The organism is Hymenobacter sp. BRD67, assembly GCF_013256425.1.
Taxonomy (GTDB): domain Bacteria; phylum Bacteroidota; class Bacteroidia; order Cytophagales; family Hymenobacteraceae; genus Hymenobacter.
The window spans coordinates 1,062,612-1,085,033 of sequence record NZ_CP053904.1; the positions used below are offsets into that span (position 1 = coordinate 1,062,612).

Here is a 22,422-nt window from a genome sequence, read left to right on the forward strand (position 1 = left end):
ATTCGGCCTACGTCAGCATGCCGCCATCCACTTGCAGCACCTGCCCGGTGATATACGCCGAATCGTCCGAAGCCAGAAAAGCCGTAGCCTTCGCCACGTCCTCGGGCGAGCCGCCGCGCTTGAGCGGGATAGCCTTGCGCCACTCTTCCACCTGCTTCTGGTCGAGCGCGTCGGTCATTTCGGTTTCGATAAAGCCGGGCGCGATGGCATTGCAGCGGATGTTACGCGAGCCCAGCTCCAGGGCCACCGACTTGGTAAAGCCGATGATGCCGGCTTTGCTGGCGGCGTAGTTGGCCTGGCCCGCATTGCCTTTGATGCCGACCACCGACGTCATGTTGATGATGGAGCCGGTTTTGGCGCGCATCATGGGCTTAGTGGCGGCTTTGGTGAGATTGAAGACTGATTTTAAGTTTACGGTGAGGACGTTGTCCCACTGCGCCTCGCTCATGCGCATGAGCAGGCCATCCTGGGTGATGCCGGCGTTGTTGACCAGAATATCGAGTTTTCCGAATTCTTTCACCACCTCATCTACCAGCTGCTCGGCCTGGGCATAGTCGGAGGCGTCGGAACGGTAGCCTTTCACCTTACTGCCGTGGGCAGCCAGCTCGGCTTCCAGTGCCTGGCCTTTTTCTACCGATGAGAGATACGTAAACGCTACCTGCGCGCCCTGCTGGGCAAATAGCGTGGCAATGGCGCGGCCAATTCCTTTGGAGGCCCCGGTGATGAGGGCTACTTTTCCGGCGAGAGTCTGATTCATACTGCGAAAGTAGCGTAGGGCAAGCTTAGCCGGCTGTCCGTTCTTTGTAGCTGACAGCTTGCCGGCCACGCAGCAAGCTGCTGCTTACTTTACGATGACTGCTATCTGTATTTTGGGCGCCGGACCAGGCGGGGCCACGGCAGCCCTGCACCTGGCCCGTGCCGGCCACCACTGCCTGCTGCTTGATAAGGCCACCTTTCCGCGCGATAAAATATGCGGCGATGCGCTGAGCACGAAAGTGTTAGTGGAGTTGAGGCGCCTGGGTGCCGCCCTGCCGGCTCAGCTGACTGCCTCGCCCATGCAGGTGCCCAGCTGGGGCATCGACTTCTATGCGCCCAACGGCCGCCGCCTGCATGTGCCGTTCAAGCCCCGCTTCGACAAAGCCACCGACCAGCCGGCCGGCCACGTAGCCAAGCGGGCCGATTTTGATAATTTTCTGGTCGAAGAAGTGCGTCGCCGGCCCGAGATTGATTTTCGCGAAAATGTGGACGTCGCCCGCACTGAGCGCACCGCCGACGGCTGGCAGCTGTTTGACAAAGCCGGCCAGGTAGTAGCTGCCTGCCGGCTGCTCCTGGTGGCCAATGGCGCGCAGTCGGAATTTACCCGCAAGGTGGCGGGCCACGCGCTCGACCCCGCGCACCATTCGGCCGGCCTGCGCTCTTACTACCGCAACGTAGCTGGCCTTAGCCCCGACAATTTTATTGAGCTGCACTTTATTAAAGAGTTTCTGCCCGGCTACCTCTGGATTTTCCCACTGCCCCACGGCCAGGCCAACGTAGGCGTAGGAATGCTCTCAAAAGCTGTGACAGACCGGAAAGTAAACCTGCGCCAGCGCCTCGATGAGATACTGGCTACTCATCCCACCCTGGCCCCGCGCTTTGCCCACGCCGAGCGCCTGGGGCCGGTGCGCGGCTTCGGGCTGCCCCTGGGCTCGAAGCGCCGGACGCTGTCGGGCGATAGCTACCTGCTGCTCGGCGATGCTGCTTCGCTCATCGACCCGTTTTCGGGCGAAGGCATCTCGCATGCCATGGTCAGCGGCCGGCACGCCGCCGACTGGGCCGGGCGGGCCGTGGCACAGGCTGATTTCAGCGCCGGCTTGCTGAGTGGCTACGACAAGGCCGTGTATAACCGCCTGGGCCAGGAGCTGCGCGTGAGCTACGCCCTGCAGCGGCTGCTGAGCTTTCCCAGCTTGTTCAACTTTGTCGCCAACCGCGCCGCTACCAACCCTACGCTGGCCGAAACCCTCTCAATGATGTTTGTGGACATCGACCTGCGGGCCCGGCTCCGCCAACCCAGATTTTATATGCAGCTGCTATTTGGCAGCAAAAAAAGAACCCCACCAGCGAACTAGGTGAGGTTCTTAATATAGTAAATATACTATTTTTACACCTCTGATAGCGGCTCGGCAGCCAGGTGTTCGAGGCCCTGGGGACCATCTTCTTCTTCCACGCGCTTGGCGGCGCGCACCAGCGACGAGCTGAAGATAAACTCGCGCAGCTCCGGCACGTCGGCATTCAGGATGTGCTCCTTGTCACCATCCCAGAGCTTTTTGCCCTGGTGCAGAAAAATAATATGGTCGCCGATACCCACTACCGAGTTCATATCGTGGGTGATGATGGCCGTGGTGATGTTGTACTCGTGCGTGATTTCGTAAATCAGCTCGTCAATCTTGATGCTGGTGGCTGGGTCGAGGCCCGAGTTGGGCTCGTCGCAAAACAGATAGGTACAATTGGGGGCAATGGCACGGGCAATACCCACGCGCTTTTTCATGCCGCCCGAAATTTCGGAGGGCATCTTGTTGCCCGCATTTTCGAGGCCTACGCGCTTAAGGCAAAACTCCACGCGGTCGCGGCGCTCTTCCTCGCTCATGTCGGGCGTGAGCATTTGCAGCGGAAACTCCACGTTCTTGGCCACCGTCATCGAGTCGAACAGCGCCGAGCCCTGAAACAGCATGCCGATTTTGCGCCGAATCTCCTGGCGAATGTCCACCTTGGAATTGGTATATACCGTGCCATCGAAGGTAATGGAGCCCAGGTCGGGCTTCATCAGCCCCACTACGCAGGAGAGCAGCACGCTTTTGCCCGTGCCTGAGCCGCCCAGCAGCAGGTTGCACTTGCCCGTTTCGAGGGTGCAGCTAATGCCTTTCAGCACTTGGTTGCCATCAAACGACTTTTCGAGGTTGGATATTTCAATCATATAGGTTCGTTTCTCGTTTTTTGCTGTCCGTTTTTCGCAAGTTCAGTACTACGCCCAATAAGCCTAACCCCGAAAAACGAAAAACAGATTGCGAAAAACGAAATTTACAGCAGAATAGCCGCCAGCACGTAGTCGGCCACCAGAATAGCAATAATGGAGTTGGTAACGGCCGACGTGCTGGCTGCGCCTACTTCCAGGGCGCCGCCCTCAGTATAAAACCCCTTGTAAGCCGAAATGCCCGACACCAGGAAGGCAAAAACCACGGCTTTAATAAGGGCAAAAAAGATGTTATACGGAATGAAATCGGTACGAATACCTTCAATGTAATCCTGCGGAGCCATTACGCCGGAGAGCGTGCCGGCGATGTAGCCGCCCAGAATGCTGAGCGCCATAGCCAGAATAACGAGCAGCGGAAACATAAGCATAGCCGCCAGAATGCGTGGCAGCACAAGATATGAGGTAGCATTAATGCCCATCACTTCGAGGGCCGAAATCTGCTCGGTGATGCGCATGGTGCCCAGCCCGCCCGCGATAGACGACCCGACCTTACCAGCCAGCACGATGCTCGTGATGGTAGGCGCCAGCTCCAGAATGGTCATTTCGCGCACCATGTAGCCGATGGTCGACTTCGGAATAAGCGGATTGGTGAGGTTGTAGGCAATCTGGATGCAGGTTACCGCCCCGATGAAGGCCGATACAATGCCCACAATAAAGATAGAATTGACACCGATGAGCGTGGCTTCTTCAAAAAAGCGCCGCCAGAGTACTTTCAGCCGCTCGGCGCGCGCCACCATGTTGTACAGAAATAAAACGAAAGAGCCGAAAATTTTGAACATAGAAGAAGAAAATGAGGTCGCCTATACCGGCCAGCTTAGCCACGGCGGGCCGCAGTGGGGCATCTTTGCGCGTCTTACGTATAAATCCGGAAAATAGTGGTCTCAGCAGTGGAGCTAGTAGTGATAACGGGCGGTAGCCAGGGCATAGGTCGGGCTTTGGTAATGAGTTTTTTAGCGGCGGGGTTTACGGTGGCTACCTGCGCCCGTAGCCCTACCGATTTGGCCGCCCTGGCCGCTGCCTGCCCCGGCCAGCCGCTGCATACCTTGCCCGCCGACCTCAGCCAGGTGGCCGACTGCCGGCGCTTTGCCGAGTTTGTGCTGGGGCTGGGCCAGCCGCTGGCCGCGCTCATCAACAATGCCGGGGCCTACGTGCCCGGCCGGTTCCAGGACGAGCCCGCCGATGGCTCAAGGCTGCGTGAGCTGTTAGACAGTAACTTATTGAGTGCCTACGATGTAACGCGGGCGCTGCTGCCCACGCTGCTGGCCCAGGGGCGCGGGCACATTTTTACCATCTGCTCCACAGCCAGCATCATGCCCTACCCCAACGGCGGCTCGTATGGCGTAGCCAAGTTTGCCCTGCTGGGCTACACCAAAACCCTGCGCGAGGAAGTAAAAGCCCAGGGCCTGCGCGTAACGGCCGTGCTGCCCGGCGCCACGCTTACCCGCAGCTGGGATGGGGTAGCAGTGCCGCCCGAGCGCTTTATCGACCCGGCCGATGTGGCGGCAGCCGTGCTCGGCGCATTCCGGCTCTCGCCCCAGGCGGTGGTCGAAGAAATTATTATCCGGCCGCAGCTCGGCGATTTGGTGTGAAGAAGTCGTACTATCCTACTCCTTAATCAGGTTGCCGGCGTCGGGGCCCTTCACGTCGATGAGGCTGGGCGTACCCGTGTAAAAAAAACGGCCCGTGCCGTTGAGCGTGCCCCCCAGGTTCTGGCGCACGCGCACGTGGGCGTCGCCTATCCACTCGCGGTAGGTAAGAAAGTAGCAGTACCGGGCGTCGAGCCCGCTGGCCAGTAAAAAGCCGTTGCTGCCCAGGTTGGGGTGAAAATCTTCCGCCGTGCCGCTCAGGGTCATATCGCCAGCGTCGTATATATCGGTGTAGAGGTAGGTGGAGCGCACGTTCATGTTGATGTCGCCGGTGCTCCAGAGGCGCAGAAACAGCGTATCCTGCGCCCACTGGCCCTCGTTGTTGATGAGGCCGTAGCCGTACTGCTCAATAATGAAATGCCCGTGGTTGGCCGCTACGTGCAGGCGCACCTGCCGGGGCGTATCGTAGCTGCGCACCCAGTTGCAGCGGCTTGTATTGGCAATAATCAGCTTCTGGGGCCCCAGCGGCGTGGAGAATGTGATGTCATCAATTATGTGCTCGCCGGCCCGCACTTCGGCGTAGGTGGCGGTGTCGGGCACGATGGTGAGGTCCACATTATCGTACACCGTTACGGTGGACAGGCGGCGGTCGAGGGCCCGGCGCTGCGTTATCACGGTGCCGTTGCTTTTGAGGCAGTCGGTACTGTGGTCGGGCCCGCAGGCGGCCAGGGCCAGGCCGGCGGCCAGTACGGCTGCCGCGGGGCGCAGCGCAGCCAGCGCGTTACTTTGTACGTACATCAGCAGTCGCATCCGTCAAATTTTGCCTGAAATTATGAACCTGAGCGGGAAAGTTGCCATCATCACCGGCGTCAGTACCGGTATTGGCCGCGCCACAGCCGAAGCGCTGCTGGCTCGCGGGGCCGCCGTAGCCGGCTGGGGCCGCACCACGCCCGAAGGGCTCGACCACGACCGTTTCCAGTTTTTTGCCTGCGATGTGCGCGACGAGCATGCCGTGGCCGAAGCCCTTACCAACACGCTGCGCGAGCTGGGCCCCGACGTTCACATCCTGGTCAACAACGCCGGCGTGGGCATTTTCGGGCCGGTCGATGGGTTTAAGTCGGAAGACTGGCATGCCATGTTCGATACCAACGTACATGGCCTGTTTTACTGTACCCGAGCTGTGCTGCCCGTCATAAAAAAACAGCACGAAGGCCATATTATTAACGTAGCCTCACTGGCGGCTACGGCCGGTACGGCCAGCCTGGCCGGCTACTGCGCCACCAAATATGCCGTGCGGGGCTTCTCCGATGCCTTATTTAAGGAGCTGCGGCCCGATGGCATCCGCGTCACCTGCGTCATGCCGGGCTCGGTCGAAACCAACTTCAACGGAGCGCAGCCCGGCCAGCAGCCCGACCCGCACAAGATGCAGCCCGAGGATATTGCCGCCGCCATTGTGCACGCCCTCGAAGCCCCGCAGGCTACCATGATTTCGGAAATCCAGATGCGCCCGGCGCAGGTAAAATAGCCATGGTAGAAGTCGACCACCTGCTTAAAACCTACGGCACCCAACATGCCGTGGACGATATCAGCTTCCGGGCCGATAAGGGCGAAATCGTGGGCTTTCTCGGCCCCAATGGCGCGGGCAAGAGCACGACCATGAAAATTGCGCTCGGCTACCTGCCGCCCACGGCTGGTACGGTGCGCATAGCGGGCTTCGACGTGCAGCAAGACCCCCTCGCCGTGCGCCGCCGCGTGGGCTACCTGCCCGAGCATAATCCGCTCTACCTCGACATGTACGTGCACGAGTACCTCGAATTCATCGGCTCGGTGCATGGCCTCAAAGGCCGCGGGCTGCGCCAGCGCGTGGCCCAGCTTATCAGCAAAGTGGGACTCACCCGCGAGCAGAACAAGCAAATCGGGGCGCTCAGCAAAGGCTACCGCCAGCGCGTGGGCCTGGCGCAGGCGCTGGTGCACGACCCTGAAGTACTGATTCTCGACGAGCCCACCACGGGCCTCGACCCCAACCAGATTGGCGAAATCCGCCAGCTCATCCGCGAGCTGGGGGCCGATAAGACGGTCATTTTCAGCACCCACATTCTGCCCGAAGTCACGGCCCTGTGCTCGCGGGTCGTCATCATCAGCCGGGCAGGCTGGTAGCCGACGCGCCCGTGGCCGAGCTGGCCGCCCGCGCCGCCGGCGAAACCGTGCTCCGCGCCGAGTTTGAAGGCGCCGTAGCCACCGCGCCGCTGGCCGCCCTGTCGGGCGTGCGCGGCGTGGAAACCGCTGGGCCGGGCGTGGTGCTCATCCGCACCGCGCCGGGCACCGATGTGCGCGCCGCCGTGTCGCGCCTGGCCGTGGAGCAGGGCTGGCTGCTGCTGGGCCTGCGCCAGGAGCAGCAGAGCCTGGAAGCAGTATTCGGGGAATTGACGAAGTGATTTTTTAAATGTGAAGATGTGAGAAAGGTGAGAAATGTGAAAATGCCCGTCCGATTAATCGGCTGTGGGAGCAACTGTAGCACCCAGTGAGGCTGCCGGTACCAATTTGCACATTTCCACATCGGCCATATTTTCCACATTACTCCCTATGCTCACCATCCTAAGAAAAGAATTCAACGCCTTCCTCAACTCGCCGGTGGCTTACGTCGTCATCGGCGTGTTTCTGGTGGCGACCGGGCTGTTTGTCTGGGTTTTTCCCGACAGCAGCGTGCTCGACTATGGCTACGCCGACCTGCAATCGCTGTTCAACCTGGCACCGTGGCTCTTCTTGCTGCTGATTCCGGCCATCACCATGCGCACCTTTGCCGAGGAGAAAAAGGCGGGCACGATTGAGCTGCTGCTCACGCGCCCGCTCACTGATGGGCAGATAGTGGGTGGTAAATATATGGCCTGCCTATTATTGGCGCTGCTGGCGCTCATTCCGACGCTACTCTACTATTTCTCGGTGTACAAGCTGGGCTCGCCGCCCGGCAACATCGACTCGGCCGCCACGGTGGGCTCGTACCTGGGGCTGGCACTACTGGCGGCGGTGTTTTCGGCGCTGGGAGTGCTGGCTTCGGCCCTCACGCGCGACCAGATTATCGCCTTCGTGCTGGCCGTAGTGGCCTGTTTCTTAGTCTACACCGGCTTCGACTCGCTGGCTTCTGTGCTCGATGGCGCACCGGCCTACTATGTGAGCCAGCTTGGCATTGCGGCGCACTACCGCGACCTCAGCAAGGGACTAATTGACTCGCGCGACGTACTCTATTTTCTCACCGTGGTAGCCGTAGCCCTGCTGGGTACGCGGCTGGCCCTCCGCAGCCGCACCTGGTAAGCATGGAACCGACTCCCACTTCTCTGCCGGCTCCTGCCACCTCGCGCAAGCGCCAGGACTTGCTGCGCTTTGCCGCCATTATCGGCGGCTTGCTGGTGCTCAATTTTGTGGCGCAGTATTTCTTTTTCCGGGTCGATTTGACGGAGGAAAAACGCTATACCATGTCGCCGGCCACCAAGCAGCTGCTCAGCAATCTGAAACAGCCGGTAACTATCACGGTGTACCTGGCCGGCGATTTTCCGCCTACTTTCCGCCGTCTAGAGCAGGGCGTGCGCGAAACGCTCAACGAGTTTCAGGTGTACGGCGGCGGCAACCTCAACTTCGTGTTCATCGACCCCAGCGCGGCCGGCACCGAGGCGGGGCGTAACAAATTCTACGAAACGCTTTTCAAGAAAGGGCTGAAACCCACCAACCTGGGAGCCAACGAGAATGGCAAGCGGGTCGAGAAAATTATCTTCCCGTGGGCCGTGGTGCAGGCCGGCGGCCAGAGCCGCAACGTGCTGCTGCTGCGCGGCAGCCAGGTAGCCGCGCCCGAGGAGCGCCTCAATCAGAGTATAGAAGGGTTAGAATATGAGCTGGCCAGCACCATCCGCCAGGTAGCGCCGCCCGGCGGCGCGCGCCGCCGGCTGGGTATTGTTACGGGCCACGGCGAGCTGCCTAATGCCGAGATGGCCGACATCCTGACCGCCTGGAGCCAGAACTACGACGTGTTCCGCGTGAACCTGAGTCAGGTAAAGGACCTGCGCGGCAACCTCGACGCGGTAGTGGTGGCCAAGCCAACCGGGCCGTATTCGGAGGAGGAAAAGTTTCGGCTCGACCAGTTTATCACGCACGGCGGCCGGGCGTTGTTTTTTGTGGATGCCCTGCGCACCGACCTCGACAGCGTGAGCCGCAACGGCGCGGCGCTGGCCACACCCTACGACCTTAACCTCGACGATTTATTCTTTCGCTACGGCGTTCGGCTAAACCCGAATATGCTGCTCGACCTCAACTGCGGGCAGATTCCGCTCGTGACGGGCATGACCGGCAACAAGCCCAAGATTGAGCCGCTGCCCTGGCAGCTCTATCCGCTGGTCAACCGCTTTAGCCCCAACCCGATAACCCGGAATCTGGATGCGGTATATCTGAAATTCGTGGGTAATATCGACACGGTGAAGGCCGTCGGCATCCGTAAAACCTCGCTCATGACGACCTCGCGCTACACGCGCCGCCTACCCGCGCCGGTACCCATTAACTTCAACGACGCCCGGCTGGAGCCTAATCCGAAACTTTATCAGAACAGCTACCAGTCGGTGGGCTACCTGCTCGAAGGCAAGTTCCGCTCGCTGTTTGCCAATAGGGTAGAGCCGGGTACCATGCACTATCAGCCCGACCAGAACCCGAATGCCCAGCCCAGCAAGCTGCTCGTTATCTCGGATGGCGATTTTCTGCGCAACGACGTGGACCCAAAATCGGGCCGGCCCATGCGCCTGGGCTACGACCGGCTTTCGAGCACCGAGTTTGCCAACCGCGAGCTGATTCTCAATGCCACCGACTATCTGCTCGACGAAACCGGCCTCATCGCCGTGCGTGGCAAGCAAATTACGCTGCGCCCCCTCGATAAAGTGCAGCTGGCCGACCACCGCCGGCCCTGGCAGCTGCTCAACCTGGGTGCGCCGCTGGTGCTGCTGGCTGCCTTTGGCGCGGTGCGCGCCTGGCGGCGCAAGCGCCGCTACGCCCGGTTTGCCTAGCCCAACGTTTCATCGGCTGCTTACAGCCAGCGCGTAGCTTTGTGCTTTATATCCTACCCCTGCGTTATGCGTCTGTCACCGTCCTTGCTTCTTCTGTTGCCTGCTGTCTACCTCACTAGCTGTGCCGCCTCCCAAAAGGCGGCGCAAACTGATGCCGGCAAGCAGCAGCCTGTCATTGCCAGCAAAGCGCCCAGCCGCTACGTAGAAACAATGCCCACCATCGACGGGCGGGCCACTGAGTGGACCGACTCGCTGCAGTACGATTCGAACAGCCACTTGCAGTACCAGGTGCTCAACGATGCCCGCTACGTGTATGTGCGTCTGAAAGCCAACGACATGCCTACCCAGGCCAAGCTCGTGTACCTGGGCACCATCGTGTGGCTCGACTCGACCGGCCGCAACCAGCAGCAGCTGGGCGTGCGCTTCCCACTGGCCATCGACCTGAACTCTATCAAGGGTCCGGCCGAGCGGCCCGTGGGAGCTATGGGCCCATCGGCCGCTGAGCGCCAGGCCGAGCACATTACCCGCCTGCGCGAAGCCATTGCCGGTGACCACGAAATGGAGCTGCTCAATTACAGAGGCAGCAAAGAGCCGGTCCTGACCGATTCAGAATCGAAGCTGGGGGTGAAAGCTGCCCTGGGTATTGATAGCCGCAACAACCTGATTTACGAGCTGGCGGTGCCGCTGCGGCTCATTTATCGCCGGGTGCCGGCGCTGGCCAGCGGCCAGGCGGCCACGGTGGGCGTGTGGGTGGCTGGCCAGCGGCCGAAAGTGCCCGCCGGTACCAGCAGCCAGTCTTCCGATATGAGCGTAGTTGGCCCGCAGCGCGGCGGGTATGGTGGTGGCTACGGGGGTGGCATGCGCGGTGGTGGCTACGGCGGTGGTATGCGCAGCGGAGCCATGCGCGGAGGCGGCGATACCTTCCAGACCTTCACGCTGAAAACCAGCGCCCAGCTTAGCGGTAAATAAGGCCGTTTGACTATTGCGCTGCTCCTGCATTAGCAAGCTGCTGAAAGAACGTCAGGCGTAGCTCTGCCGAACAATACCCGATTTCTGGTTCCGTCAATGACACTCCTATGCAGGTTATTAATCTCACCGAAAAATTTGGGTGCTTTACCGGCCACTGGCACCCGCACATCGTAGCTGACCTCAACGACCAGCACATTAAGCTGGCCAAAGTACAGGGGGAATTTATCTGGCACCAGCACGAGGCCGAAGATGAGTTATTTATCGTCATAAAGGGCCAGCTTCACATTGACTTCCGCGACCAGCCCACGGCGGTGCTCAACGCGGGGGAAATCCTGGTTGTGCCCCGCGGGTAGAGCACCGCCCCCACGCGCGCGAAGAAACCTGGATTATGCTCGTTGAGCCGCAAGCTACCCGCCACACCGGTACTGTGGAGCACGCCCTCACCCGCCACGAGCTACCCCGCATTTAGCCCGGCCGTGCTTTGCTACAGCGGCTGGCCCGGAGCATTTTGCTGCGGGTGATTGGCCAGGCGCATAGTGCCGGGCGCAGGCGCTGGCTAAAAGTGCCGTTCGCAATGAAATGCCTCGAACACAAACCTTGGGCTTTGCGTACTCACTTCAAGCGTGTCACTCGTAAACTCACCTGCCGCTTCAAAAGGCAGCCCGTTACGGTGAAGCTGCCAAGCAACAGGACATAACATGTGTGTAAACCGGGCAGTCATGCTAATCGCAGTCAGCATAGTTTTCTTGTGCCCGAGCGGGTGGTGTTTGTTTAATGAATATTAAATAGTAGCTATGTTTTCCGGCGTTGCTGACGTATCACCAGCAACGCCTTAGCAAATAGAGTGAGGCAGAAAAAGTGAGATTGGCCTTCGCATTCCGGTACGGGAGCTTACTCCATATGAGAGATGAATGGGTTGATATAACGTTTGAAATCAACAAGTTAATTAAATATTGACCGGCCGATTCTGGGTGTGCCTGGTATGCATTGTTCCTTGCTATTGTCTAGTCGCTGTTGGCAAGCGTCCTAACCACTGTTCCATTGCCTTTATGCGCTCTATTTTCTCGGCGGCTACCCAGGAGGCCGCGCGGCTAAATCGGCTCGACACTTACTTCATAGTGGCGGCGCTGGCCGTGCTGCTGCTGGTGACTTACCTGGTCGTGTACACGTCGCTGAAGTTTCGGGATAAGGGCAATGGCATCGAGCCGAAGCAGGAATCGACCAACCTCAGGTTGGAAATGCTCATGATTGGCGGGCCAACGGTGCTGGTAGTCGGCTTCTTTTTTCTGACCATTACCACGACCAGCGCCATTCTGCCGCCCGCCGGCACCACAACTCCGGTGGTGCTTATCACGGGCCATCAGTGGTGGTGGGAGTTTAGGTATCCGGGCACGAACGTGCAGACAGCCAATGAAGTGCACCTGCCCGTGGGCCAGCGGCTGCTAGTGTTGGGCACCTCGGCCGATGTGGTACACGACTGGTGGGTGCCCTCGTTCGGCCTGAAGATGGACCTGATACCCGGCTTGCGCAACCACGTATGGGTAACCATCAAAAAACCAGGAATTTATGAGGGAGCGTGCAGCGAGTTTTGCGGCCAGCAGCACGCCTGGATGCGTATCCGGGTGGTGGCCCAGACGCCCGCCGACTACGCCCGGTGGCTGCAGGCGGCGGCGCGGCCTGCGGTGGCCGCCCCTTCCGATTCGCTGGCCCGCGTGGGCGGGGCACTGTTTGCGCATTACGCCTGTAGCAGCTGCCACCAGGTGCGGGGCACGCTCGCCGCCGGCCAGCAGGGGCCCGACCTCACACACTTTGGCAGCCGGAGCACCATGCTGGCGGGCCTGCTCCCGAACACGCCCCAAAACGTGACCCGCTGGCTCACCGACCCGCAGGCCGTGAAGCCGGGCGCGCACATGCCCCGGTTCATTTTTGGCCGCGACAGCATTCAGGCGCTGACCGCGTATTTAACTCAACTAAAATAAGTTATGGCTGCGCAACCCGTACTGGTGCCCGAACCCGCCGAAGCGCTGCCCGACCTCGACCTTGGGGGCGACCAGGGCCTGCTGCAGTGGATTTCATCGGTCGACCACAAGCAGATTGGGATTATGTACCTCTGGGTGGCGCTGCTGTTTATGCTCATCGGCGGGGTCGAAGTCCTGCTTATGCGGGTGCAGCTGGCGGTACCCAAAAACACGTTTATGGGGCCGGAAATCTACAACCAGCTCTTTACCATGCACGGCACCACGATGATATTCTTCGTGGCCATGCCCGCCATTTTTGGCTTTGCCACCTACCTCGTGCCGCTTATGATTGGGGCCAACGAGATGGCTTTTCCCCGCCTGAACGCGCTGAGTTTGTGGGTAACATTTTTTGGCGGACTGCTGCTGTATTTCAGCTTTCTGGCGGGCGGCGCACCCGATGCGGGGTGGTTCAACTACGCCCCGCTCAATCAGTATAACTATTCCTTCAGGCCGGGCATCGACTACTACTGCGCAGGACTGCTGCTGGCCGGCATCGGCACCGTATCGGCAGCCTGCAATTTTGTAGTTACCATTCTGCGCTATCGGGTGCCGGGCATGGGCCTCAAGCAGCTGCCCGTTTTCGTATGGATGATGCTGATTGACTCGTTTCTCATCATCTTTTCGTTTCCGGCCCTGAACGCGGCGCTGGCCATGCTGCTGCTTGACCGGCAGTTGCACGCGCACTTCTTCGACGTGCATGCGGGCGGCTCGGCGCTGCTGTGGCAGCACCTGTTCTGGCTGTTTGGGCACCCGGAAGTATATATCGTTATCCTGCCTTCGTTCGGCATCCTGTCGGAGGTGTTTGCGGTGTTTTCGCGCAAGCCGATTTTTGGCTATTCCTTCATCGTGGGCTCGGGCATAGCCATTGGCTTACTGGCTTTTGGTGTCTGGATTCACCACATGCTGGCGGTGGGCCTGGGCAACGTGGTCAACGGCTTTTTTTCGGCCAGCAGTATGCTCATCGGCATCCCGACGGGCATCAAAATCTTCAACTGGCTAGCTACGATGCACGGCGGCTCGCTGCGCTTTTCCACGGCCATGAAATTCGCGGTGGCTTTTCTGGTCGAGTTTACGATTGGCGGGCTGAGCGGCATCGCCTTCGCCATCGTGCCGATTGACCTGCAGCTCACGGACACGTATTTTGTGGTGGCGCACATCCACTACGTATTTATCGGGGCACCCTGTTTGGGCTGCTGGCGGGCTTGTTCTACTGGTTTCCGAAGATGAGCGGGCGGCAGCTGAGTGAGCGGCTGGGTAGCTGGTTTTTCTGGCTATTCGTTATTGGCTTCAATGGTACTTTTCTGGTGCAGCACGTGCTGGGCACCCTGGGCATGCCGCGCCGCGTGTACACCTACCCCAACATGCCCGGCTGGGGCACCCTAAACATGGTTTCGACCATCGGCGGCTTCCTGATGGGAGCGGCTACGCTGCTGCTGGTATATATGGTAATAAAGGCCATCCGAAGCGGGCCGGCCGCCACCTCCGACCCCTGGGACGCGTTTACGCTGGAGTGGAGCACCGCCTCGCCACCGCCGCTGCAGAATTTTGACCGCGTGGTGCCCGTGCGCAGCGCCCGCCCCTTCCGCGACCTCAAGCGCCCCGGCGACGCAGATTGGCTTAAACCCGGTAAAAAAGAAGGCTACCATGAAAGAGAACAGTCTGTTGATTAAGCTGGTAGTAGCGACCGAGACGATATTTTTCGCGTCACTGCTCATGGCTTTCGTCTATTTTTCGCTCGCGCCGGGTTTCCGGCAGCAGCAGCTGGCGGCGCTCGACCTGCGTAGCACGGGCGGGTTTACGGTGCTGCTCTTTGCCAGCAGCTTTACCTATATGCGGGCCGAAGCCAGCTACCGACAAGGGGCACCGGGCCGGCTCAAGGGCTGGCTACTGGCCACTATCGGGCTGGGGGCGCTGTTTCTGCTGGGGCAGGCACGGGAGTTTCGGGGGCTGTTTGCCCGGCACGTCGACATTGCCAGCAACACCTTTGGTACCAGCTTTTTTACGCTCACCGGCTTTCACGGGCTGCACATGCTGGCCGGGCTGGTGGTGCTCAGTATCTTGGTGGGTCGGGCCTTTGCCGGCGATTTCAATCAGCCCAACTTATCCGTGCTCAGTGCAGTAGGTATCTACTGGCACTTTGTGGACATCGTGTGGGCAGTGGTGTTTTCGGTGGTTTATGTATTGCCTCACTTTACCCATTTTGGCTCATGAATACGTCCGTCTGGTGGCAGTGGTATTTCAGCCCGGGCTGCTTTTGCTGGTAACGGGCTTGGCGGCGGCCTACTACTGGCTGGCTGGCGGGCGCTGGCAAGCGCGGGGTGGGGTGTATTTCGCGGGGCTGGCGCTGTTTGCGCTGGCCGAGCTGTCGCCGCTGCACTACCTGGGAATGCACGCGCTGTTCAGCGCCCACATGGTGGTACACATCGTGGTGCTGCTGCTGAGCGGGCCGCTGCTGGTACTGGGCCTGCCGCCGCAGCCGGTGCCGGCCGCCGAGCGGGGCTGGCCCGGTTTTCGGGTTGGCTGCGCGGGCGCGAGTGGCTGGCCTGGGGCGCGGGCGTGGGCATTATGTGGGGGCTGCACGTGCCGGCCGTATTCGATGCCTCATTTACTGCTATGCAAAACGTATTCAACCCCTTGCCCGTGCTGCACGCGGGCGCGATGCTGCTGGCGGGGGCGCTGTTTAGCTGGCCGCTGTTTGGGCCGGTGCCGGCGCAGCACCTACACCCGCTGGCAGGGGTGGGGTACCTGTTTACGGCCTGCGTAGCCTGCTCACTGCTGGGGCTGCTCCTTACTTTCGCCCCGGCCGATACCTACCAGCATTACGCCCGCGCCTCCTGGTGCGGCACTGCCAGCCTGGCCCCCGACTACGCCACGAATGCCTGGGGCCTCAGCCTGGCCGACGACCAGCAGCTGGCGGGGCTGATTATGTGGGTTCCATGCTGCTTCATCTACCTGAGCGGCTGTGTGTTTTTGCTGGCGCGGTACTTTGGGGCGGAGCAGGAAACAGTTTCAGCGGCGGCTTTGGTGGGGTGAGGCGCGGTAGGGTTGTCCTGAGAACGATTTACTTATGACCATTTATTTCTATGTCCGAAGCTAATGCTGCCCCGCCGCCTGCCGAGTGGCCCAAGGCCCGCCCGGAAAAGCTGCCGAAGCCCACGTACTGGCCGTTTTTTCTGGCGATGGGGCTCGCCTTTATCTTTTGGGGGCTGCTCACTACCTGGGTAATCCTGGTAGCGGGGCTGCTCATTTTTGCCATTGCCCTGGGGGGCTGGATTTCCATTCTACGCCATGAGTGAAACCGACAATACTGCTCCCGGCCCGACTGCCGAAGATGAGCCGCGCCGCGATTTTCTGGTAAAGCTGAGCCTGGGGCTGGGCGGTGTGGCCGCGCTGGCCGTGGGCGTGCCCGTGGTGAGCGCGCTGCTGGCCCCGCTGCTCCAGGCCGACCCCCAAACCTGGCGCAAGGTGGGCACGCTGGCCGATTTTGACATCGGCTCGACGCATCTCGTCAAGTTTGAGAATGCCAACCCGGTAGCGTGGTCAGGGGTATCGAGCGAGTCGGCAGCATGGCTGCGGCGCGACTCGGCCACGGCGTTCACGGCCTTCTCGGTCAACTGCGCCCACCTTGGCTGCCCGGTGCGCTGGGAGCCGGGCGCGGGCCTGTTTATGTGTCCCTGCCACGGTGGCATCTATTACAAGGATGGGAGCGTGGCTGCCGGCCCGCCACCGCGCGGCCTCACGCAGTACCACATCCGGATTTCCGGCCACGATGTGGAGCTGCTCACGGCTCCCATTCCCATCACCGATATCACCGCCTCCTGACCCGCGCCGCCCATGAAGATTTTACGCTCTATCGGGGCCTGGCTGGACGACCGTCTGGGGATTTCGGATACGATTATGCCGCTGGCCCGGCACCTGGTACCGCCGGGGGCCAAGTGGAGCTACGTGTTTGGGAGTGCGGCGATGTTTTGTCTTATCCTGCAGGTGGTTACGGGGTTAGCCCTCACGCTGCTTTACCAGCCTACCTCGTCGGAAGCCTATCAGTCGCTACAGTTTATTACCCACCAGGCGGTGTTTGGGCGCACGCTGCGGGCCATCCATTACTTCGGGGCGTCGGGCATGGTGCTGCTGGTGGGCGTACATATGATGCGGGTGTACATCACGGCCTCCTACAAGTTTCCGCGGGAGATGAGCTGGATAAGCGGGGTATTTCTGCTGTTTCTGACCCTGGCGATGGGCTTCACCGGGCAGCTGCTGCGCTGGGATTCCAATGGCGTGTGGTCGGCGGTGGTGGCGGCCGAGCAGGTGGGGCGCATTCCGGTTATCGGCACCTACGTGGCGCGGCTGCTGCTGGGCGGCGATACCATCGGTGGGCAGTCGCTGAGCCGGTTTTACTCTTACCACACGCTGCTGTTCCCGGGGCTGCTGCTGGGGCTGGTGGGCTTTCACCTCTACCTGGTTATCCGCAACGGCGTATCGGAGCCGCCGGTGGCTGGCCGGCCCGTCGACCCCAAAACCTACCGGCAGTGGTACCAGGCCATGCTGAAGAAAGTGGGCGTGCCCTTCTGGCCCAATGCTGCCTGGCGCGACACGCTGTTTGGGGCCGTCGTTATCCTCAGCATCTTCGGGCTGGCCCTGCTGTATGGCCCGCCTGAGCTAACCACGCCGCCCTCGCCGGCCACCATCAACACCAACCCGGCCCCCGACTGGTACCTGCTGCCCGTGTTCGCGCTTTTTGCGCTCATGCCCGCCAAAATAGAGTCCTACGTCATTTTTATCGGTCCTATCCTCACCGTGATAGGGCTGCTGGCGCTGCCCTTCGTGTCGAACGCGGGCGAGCGCAGCCCGTTGCGGCGGCCCTGGGCGGTGTTTGGCTCGTTGTGCGTAGTGGTGTTTGTAGGGGCACTGCTGCTGCTGGGCGAGCAGGCACCGTGGTCGCCCAAGTTTACGGCCCAGCCGCTCACGGCTGGGCTCGTGCATTCCAGCGACCCGCAGGTAGTGGCCGGCAGCGCGTTATTTTACAACAAAGGCTGCCTCTACTGCCACCTCATCGACGGCCACGGCGGCCGGCGCGGCCCGAGCTAACGGAGGTGGGCCGCCGCCTCACGCCCGGCGAGCTGGAAATCCGCATCGTGAACGGCGGCGGCAACATGCCCGCCTATGGCGGGGTGGTTTCTAAAAAGGAGCTGGCCGCGCTGGTCGCATTTTTGGGCACGCGCAAGTAGGCAATGCGCCGCAGTTGGAGCAGTTCCCAATACGTCATCCCATACTTCGCCTAAAAAAATGCTGTAAGTACCTGTGCCAGTGGCCTAGGTACTTACGGCCGGCCGTTACGCGCCGGGCTGCATAAAGTGGTAGGTCAGTACGGGTGGCAGGGCATGTGTGGCCACGATATCAGCAATGCCGGCGTGCAGGAAGCTGCTCAGGCCGGAGTGGTGATACGTGGGCAGTACTACCAGGCTGGCCTGTACCTGCTGGGCATACTGCTCGATACCCGTGCTTATCTCATCGGCATTTATCGAGGCTACCTGGCAATGCGTGAGCTGATGGCGCTTGGCAAATACCTGCATCTGCTGTTTGGTTGCCTCATCATTACCATTCGTGGCTACGTGCAACAGGTGCAGGGTAGCGTCTGGGAAAGCCGTCAGCACGGGTTGCAGGCCCGCAAAAGCACTATCGGCATCGGCCGAAAAGTCCGATGGAAAAACGATGGTGCGCATGTCGAAGGCGGCTTGCGGCGGCTTCACGGCCAGTACCGGGCAGGGAGCCAGGCGAATAGTGCGCTCGACATGCGAGCCCAGAAAGAAGTTCTCGGTGCCCCCGTGGTTTTGCACACCCATCACCACCAGGTCGCTGCCGTGTTTCTGAATGGCCCTCAGAATGCCATCGCTGAGGTCGGCCACTTCTACCGTATCCTGTACCGGCACGTCGGCGGCCAGGGTGGCGGCCTCGTCTTTCAGTATGTGCATCCGGTGCTTGGTGGCCTGCATCAATTTCAGCACAAAGAGCCCCTGCATACCACTGTTGCCGCCGCCGCTGTTGGGCATGATGCCGCCGTGAACGGGTGCGCCAAATGTGCTGAAATTGCCCGTTTCCGTGGGTTCCTGGCCTTCCAGCACATAAAGCAGCGTCACGTTGCCGCCTGTATGCTTGGCTAGCTGCAAAGCCACCTCATAGGCATGATGAGCCTCGGGCGAGAAATCGGTAGGAACCAGGATATTTTTCATACGGCTTGGGGCTAAAAGAGTCAAAAGCGGTTGCCACTGCCACCGCTACCCCTTCTACGGTAGATGGCATTGAAACAATAAGCTCCTGATTAAAAATTATTTATAGCTCATCCAATATTCAGCTTCAGCCTCTTAGTCATGGTATCGTAGGGCGGACTTTCAGTCCGCACGTTAGTTTACGCGGCTGTTCACTGATTCCAAAACCGCTCCAGGTTAATGTTAATAATAATATTATATATTTATTATATGTTACTTCGGCGTCCACTTGTCGAAGCATCTCTGCCGCTTCATCCGGGTCCATTCAATGGGAGCGGTAGCGAGGCTTCCTGTCGGTCAGCCGGACGTTCTTTAATGACTGCTTGGTTACCTCTGCACAAGTACATAAAGAGCAGAAGGCATCAAAAAGCAGGGATAGCCCTCCTCTTTCGGGTAGACCAGGCAGAAGCCAGGGTGTTTGGCAACGAGTAGGTCTACCTGCCTACCACCTTAAACAAGGTGCCGGCCGGCAGGCGGTCAGTTAGCTGCATCCCATTAATAATAGCGACTTCTTCGAGGCGTTTGGCGGGCACGCCGTTGGCCGTGAGGGCCTGCGAAAGCGTGGTAGCGGCCGGGGCCTGCTTTATATGAATGCGCTCTGCCTGCCGGTTGAGCTTGCTGGCCTCGGTAAGGCGCTGGTAGCCCTGCACGGCGCTGGCAAACTGCGGCGCGTAGGTGCTAAAGGAGGCGGCCGTAGCCAACCCCACAAAAGCAAACAGCGACTTGCCATCCTGCAAGATGTAGCTCTGCACATGGGCCGGCGTGGCCTGGCTCTGCGAAGCGGCCTGGTCGCCTTCAAAGGTGAGGGCCGGGAACCCGTTGATAGTGGTACGCTGCACGTTGCCGGCCGTTACGCCGATTTGCTTGGCCAGGGTTTGGGCCGCCTCGTCCAGCGAGCTGCCGCTGACGCCCGTAAAGGCCAGCAGCGCCTTGCCGTTGGGCTCCGACATCTGAAACTGCTCGGGCGAGTTCTCCGATTTCCAGCCCGCCGGAATGGGGAAGCGAAATTTCAGCTCAGGATGATAAAACACGCCGCTTTCCACGAAGCCCTGGCGTGGGTCATCGCCGAAGGGCAGCCCTTCGATGGAGCGCAGGTAGCTGTCGCGGTTTACCAGCAGCGTGGTTTTGCCCAGCGATTGCCTGGCCTGCGCGGCCAGCCCTTTCACGCGCTGGTAGCGGTCGGCCGAGTTGGGGTGCGTAGAAAGAAACGTGGGAACGCTGCTGCCACTCTGCTGCTCGGTGCGCTCCAGGGTCTGGAAAAAACTGGCCATGTGCGAGGCATCGTAGCCAACTTTGGTCGAGTACTTAACGCCCAGGCCATCGGCCTCATTTTCATCGTTGCGGCTGTATTTCAGCATCCCCAGGCCCACTACCTGCTGCGCAATTCCGCCAACTGACTGCATCACCTGCGGAGCCAGCACCGAGCCCAGCAGCATCCCGATGCCGGTAATCGTGGAGCGTGTTTGCTGCTTTTTGCCGTGCTGCGCCGTAATGTGGCCCAGCTCGTGGCCCAGCACACCGGTAAACTGCGCCTCGTCGTTGAAATAGGCCATGATGCCCCGCGTGAAGTACACGTGCCCATCGGGCGTGGCAAAGGCGTTGATAACCGGCGAATCGACAATGGTAAAACCGTAGTCACCGGGCCGGTCCGAAATGGCCGTCATGCGCTTGCCCTGCTGCGTGATGTAAGCTTGCAGCCTGGGATTATTGTACATCCCAAACTGAGCAATCACCTGCGGGTCGGGCTGAGCGCCTTGCAGCGGCGTATTCAGGTAAGGAATGACCCCAATCGGTTTGGCTGGCCTGGCCGGCGTAGCGCTGGCCAGCGGCAACAGCAAAAGCAGCGTAGTGGGGCGCAACGCGCGGCGGGAGAATATAGTCATTAATGAATATAATGTGAAAATTCTGGCTTTTCAAATTGCCAGGTCGAAAAAGCTAACGCGGTTCCCAGGTGGGGTAGAGCTTGGCCTGCAGCCCGCACCCTCCACTGTCTTGGAAACTGTGCTAAATCCTACATTAAAAGCTTTCAGGACGCTCCATAACAAAAGCGCCACCATCCGCGAGCCGGACAGTGGCGCTTAAAACGGTGCGCGAAGATGAATGTTTCGTGTAGTGTCTTAACTGCTGCTCGCTATTCTTTCAGCAGCTTGTCCACCGTGCGGTTAAAGTGGGCTTTTTCTTCCTCGTAATACTGCCCCGTGCCCGGCCCCGAAAAGCCGGTGCGGATGCTACGCACCACGCCTTTTTTATCCAGAAAAATGGTGGTTGGGAAACCCAGAAACTTCGCCAGCTGCGGCAGCGACCTGGCCACCGAGTCTTTGTTCGACACGCCCGCCACGGCCAGGTCGTAGCCGATGTTGAAGCGCTGCTTCATCTTTTGCAAACGGCTGGCCGCCTGCTGGTAGTCAGAGCTGCGCTCGTAGCCCAGGCCGATAATCTCCACGCCGCGCGCCTTATTCTGCTCGTACCAGGGCGCGAGGTAAGTGGTTTCGTCCATGCAGTTGGGGCACCACGAGCCCAGAATTTGCAGCACTACCACCTTGCCCCGGTACTTGGGGTCGGTAGGGGAGATGCTGCTGCCCGCCACGATGCTCGGAAACTTGAAATTCAGCCGCGACTCGCCCTTGCGCAGGTAGGTGAGCGTGTCGGCGTCGGGCAGCTTGGCCTTGGGGTCGAGGGTAGCCGTCCAGGTTTCGTGGCCCGATTTGCCGGAGTAGTAGTCACCCGTGATTTCGTCGCTATATTTTTCACTTGATAAAGCAACAGGGACCTTAGTTACTGCATCAATTACTGTTACTTCTTTTTGCACTGTTTCTTTCGACAGGCGTTCGCCAGTGAATAAGAAAGCGTGGCTACCATCAAAAGTGCTCATTCGTATAGTGCTGCCCAATACCTGCCCACTTAAGTAGCGATAATCTCCCGTAGTGGTTAGGAAAGTGCCAGTTGCCTCTGCACCTTTTTGTTGGAAAATTCCAACCGCAGGATAAGAGGAGTTATCAGCTTTGTCAGCAAAAACAACTTTCCAGGTTCCGGAAAAGCTTCCTGCATTTTTACTATCTGCCCCAGCAAAAAGTGGCTGCGCGCCCGCGGTAGCCACCAGCGGCACCCGATATGGCGTCTTGCTGTCGTATTTCACCCACACGCCTTTCAGCTTATCCTGGCCATCGGCGCGCACCACCAGCGCCGCATCAAATACGTGCAGCTTAATCGTTGTCGAGTCGCCGGCCGCCGAGATTTCGTCGCAGCGCAGGCGCTCTTCGCCGTTTAGCCCTTTATTAACAAGGTACACTACGGGCTTGCCGGCCTCCGTTTTTACCTCGAATAAAAACGGAATTTTCTGGCCCTGCGTGGCCAGTTCGCCGCGCCAGGGGCCGGGTGTGAGCAGCGCGGCGGCCGAAGTGGCACCCGCTGCGCCCGAGCCCGAAGTGGTAGACGAGTTGCAGCCGGCCAGCAGCGTAGCTGCCAGAAAGACCAAACAGAGAGATTTCATAAAAGCAAAGTAGAACCGCCAAAACTAGCACCGGCGCCACTTGGTTA

Annotated in this window: 23 protein-coding genes and 2 pseudogenes; 18 read left to right on the forward strand and 7 right to left on the reverse strand. The window is 60.0% G+C overall.

Annotated features, from left to right (window positions below):
- Positions 1 to 7: 7 nt before the first annotated feature.
- Positions 8 to 757, reverse strand: coding sequence for a 3-oxoacyl-[acyl-carrier-protein] reductase (fabG, locus tag GKZ67_RS04820; RefSeq protein ID WP_173241376.1), 750 nt, complete (start codon positions 755 to 757; stop codon positions 8 to 10).
- Positions 758 to 851: 94 nt separating this feature from the next.
- Here fabG and GKZ67_RS04825 point away from each other — a divergent pair, with 94 nt between their 5' ends.
- Complete coding sequence (locus GKZ67_RS04825) at positions 852 to 2,108, forward strand: NAD(P)/FAD-dependent oxidoreductase (RefSeq protein WP_173241377.1); 1,257 nt, start codon at positions 852 to 854, stop codon at positions 2,106 to 2,108.
- Positions 2,109 to 2,140: 32 nt separating this feature from the next.
- Here GKZ67_RS04825 and GKZ67_RS04830 read toward each other — a convergent pair whose 3' ends face one another.
- Positions 2,141 to 2,953 carry an ABC transporter ATP-binding protein gene (locus GKZ67_RS04830; RefSeq protein ID WP_173241378.1) on the reverse strand — a complete coding sequence of 271 codons (813 nt, stop codon included), beginning with the start codon at positions 2,951 to 2,953 and terminating at the stop codon, positions 2,141 to 2,143.
- 104 nt (positions 2,954 to 3,057) lie between these two features.
- On the reverse strand, positions 3,058 to 3,789 hold the full coding sequence (locus GKZ67_RS04835; protein ID WP_173241379.1) for an MlaE family ABC transporter permease: 732 nt from the start codon (positions 3,787 to 3,789) through the stop codon (positions 3,058 to 3,060).
- 162 nt (positions 3,790 to 3,951) lie between these two features.
- Between GKZ67_RS04835 and GKZ67_RS04840 the strand changes: the two genes are divergently transcribed.
- Positions 3,952 to 4,599: an SDR family oxidoreductase gene (locus tag GKZ67_RS04840; protein WP_254245063.1), complete on the forward strand. Its 648-nt coding sequence runs from the start codon at positions 3,952 to 3,954 to the stop codon at positions 4,597 to 4,599.
- Between the two features lie 15 nt (positions 4,600 to 4,614).
- Here GKZ67_RS04840 and GKZ67_RS04845 read toward each other — a convergent pair whose 3' ends face one another.
- Positions 4,615 to 5,394, reverse strand: coding sequence for a GIN domain-containing protein (locus GKZ67_RS04845; protein WP_173241381.1), 780 nt, complete (start codon positions 5,392 to 5,394; stop codon positions 4,615 to 4,617).
- Between the two features lie 34 nt (positions 5,395 to 5,428).
- Here GKZ67_RS04845 and GKZ67_RS04850 point away from each other — a divergent pair, with 34 nt between their 5' ends.
- From GKZ67_RS04850 to GKZ67_RS22455, 16 genes and pseudogenes are all read left to right on the forward strand, one after another.
- Positions 5,429 to 6,121: an SDR family oxidoreductase gene (locus GKZ67_RS04850; protein WP_173241382.1), complete on the forward strand. Its 693-nt coding sequence runs from the start codon at positions 5,429 to 5,431 to the stop codon at positions 6,119 to 6,121.
- A 2-nt stretch (positions 6,122 to 6,123) separates the two neighbouring features.
- Positions 6,124 to 6,753 carry an ATP-binding cassette domain-containing protein gene (locus GKZ67_RS04855; protein ID WP_410505042.1) on the forward strand — a complete coding sequence of 210 codons (630 nt, stop codon included), beginning with the start codon at positions 6,124 to 6,126 and terminating at the stop codon, positions 6,751 to 6,753.
- Positions 6,714 to 7,031, forward strand: a complete 318-nt coding sequence (locus GKZ67_RS24995) for a hypothetical protein (protein ID WP_410505043.1) — start codon at positions 6,714 to 6,716, stop codon at positions 7,029 to 7,031. The genes GKZ67_RS04855 and GKZ67_RS24995 overlap by 40 nt, the downstream gene beginning before the upstream one ends.
- Positions 7,032 to 7,179: 148 nt before the next feature.
- Positions 7,180 to 7,905: a gliding motility-associated ABC transporter permease subunit GldF gene (gldF, locus tag GKZ67_RS04860; RefSeq protein ID WP_173241383.1), complete on the forward strand. Its 726-nt coding sequence runs from the start codon at positions 7,180 to 7,182 to the stop codon at positions 7,903 to 7,905.
- A 2-nt stretch (positions 7,906 to 7,907) separates the two neighbouring features.
- Positions 7,908 to 9,635: a gliding motility-associated ABC transporter substrate-binding protein GldG gene (gene gldG, locus GKZ67_RS04865; protein WP_173241384.1), complete on the forward strand. Its 1,728-nt coding sequence runs from the start codon at positions 7,908 to 7,910 to the stop codon at positions 9,633 to 9,635.
- A 96-nt stretch (positions 9,636 to 9,731) separates the two neighbouring features.
- Positions 9,732 to 10,604 carry a hypothetical protein gene (locus GKZ67_RS22450; protein ID WP_217278684.1) on the forward strand — a complete coding sequence of 291 codons (873 nt, stop codon included), beginning with the start codon at positions 9,732 to 9,734 and terminating at the stop codon, positions 10,602 to 10,604.
- 107 nt (positions 10,605 to 10,711) lie between these two features.
- Positions 10,712 to 10,957 carry a cupin domain-containing protein gene (locus tag GKZ67_RS04875; RefSeq protein WP_317172241.1) on the forward strand — a complete coding sequence of 82 codons (246 nt, stop codon included), beginning with the start codon at positions 10,712 to 10,714 and terminating at the stop codon, positions 10,955 to 10,957.
- 696 nt (positions 10,958 to 11,653) lie between these two features.
- A complete protein-coding gene (gene coxB, locus GKZ67_RS04880) occupies positions 11,654 to 12,583 on the forward strand; it encodes a cytochrome c oxidase subunit II (protein ID WP_173241385.1) in 930 nt (309 codons plus the stop codon).
- Positions 12,584 to 12,733: 150 nt separating this feature from the next.
- A pseudogene (locus GKZ67_RS04885) lies at positions 12,734 to 14,292 on the forward strand (cbb3-type cytochrome c oxidase subunit I).
- Between the two features lie 43 nt (positions 14,293 to 14,335).
- A complete protein-coding gene (locus GKZ67_RS04890; protein ID WP_254245064.1) occupies positions 14,336 to 14,833 on the forward strand; it encodes a heme-copper oxidase subunit III in 498 nt (165 codons plus the stop codon).
- Positions 14,799 to 15,053, forward strand: a pseudogene (locus tag GKZ67_RS25000) (hypothetical protein); the annotation flags it as partial. The gene GKZ67_RS04890 and the pseudogene GKZ67_RS25000, both read left to right, overlap by 35 nt.
- Before the next feature lie 134 nt (positions 15,054 to 15,187).
- Positions 15,188 to 15,655, forward strand: a complete 468-nt coding sequence (locus GKZ67_RS23040; RefSeq protein ID WP_410505044.1) for a cytochrome c oxidase assembly protein — start codon at positions 15,188 to 15,190, stop codon at positions 15,653 to 15,655.
- 50 nt (positions 15,656 to 15,705) lie between these two features.
- The gene (locus tag GKZ67_RS04905) at positions 15,706 to 15,918 is read left to right on the forward strand and encodes a hypothetical protein (protein ID WP_173241389.1); all 213 of its coding nucleotides are present in this window, start codon (positions 15,706 to 15,708) and stop codon (positions 15,916 to 15,918) included.
- Complete coding sequence (locus GKZ67_RS04910; protein ID WP_173241390.1) at positions 15,911 to 16,444, forward strand: ubiquinol-cytochrome c reductase iron-sulfur subunit; 534 nt, start codon at positions 15,911 to 15,913, stop codon at positions 16,442 to 16,444. Before GKZ67_RS04905 ends, GKZ67_RS04910 begins: the two co-directional genes overlap by 8 nt.
- A gap of 12 nt (positions 16,445 to 16,456) precedes the next feature.
- Positions 16,457 to 17,707, forward strand: coding sequence for a cytochrome b (locus GKZ67_RS04915; protein ID WP_217278685.1), 1,251 nt, complete (start codon positions 16,457 to 16,459; stop codon positions 17,705 to 17,707).
- Between the two features lie 5 nt (positions 17,708 to 17,712).
- On the forward strand, positions 17,713 to 17,847 hold the full coding sequence (locus tag GKZ67_RS22455) for a c-type cytochrome (protein WP_217278686.1): 135 nt from the start codon (positions 17,713 to 17,715) through the stop codon (positions 17,845 to 17,847).
- Between the two features lie 105 nt (positions 17,848 to 17,952).
- Here the strand turns inward: GKZ67_RS22455 and GKZ67_RS04920 are convergent, their stop codons facing one another.
- From GKZ67_RS04920 to GKZ67_RS04930, 3 genes are all read right to left on the reverse strand, one after another.
- Positions 17,953 to 18,849, reverse strand: a complete 897-nt coding sequence (locus tag GKZ67_RS04920) for a universal stress protein (protein WP_173241391.1) — start codon at positions 18,847 to 18,849, stop codon at positions 17,953 to 17,955.
- A 470-nt stretch (positions 18,850 to 19,319) separates the two neighbouring features.
- A complete protein-coding gene (locus GKZ67_RS04925; protein ID WP_173241392.1) occupies positions 19,320 to 20,768 on the reverse strand; it encodes a M48 family metalloprotease in 1,449 nt (482 codons plus the stop codon).
- Between the two features lie 248 nt (positions 20,769 to 21,016).
- Complete coding sequence (locus GKZ67_RS04930) at positions 21,017 to 22,375, reverse strand: peroxiredoxin family protein (protein ID WP_173241393.1); 1,359 nt, start codon at positions 22,373 to 22,375, stop codon at positions 21,017 to 21,019.
- Positions 22,376 to 22,422: the final 47 nt, after the last annotated feature.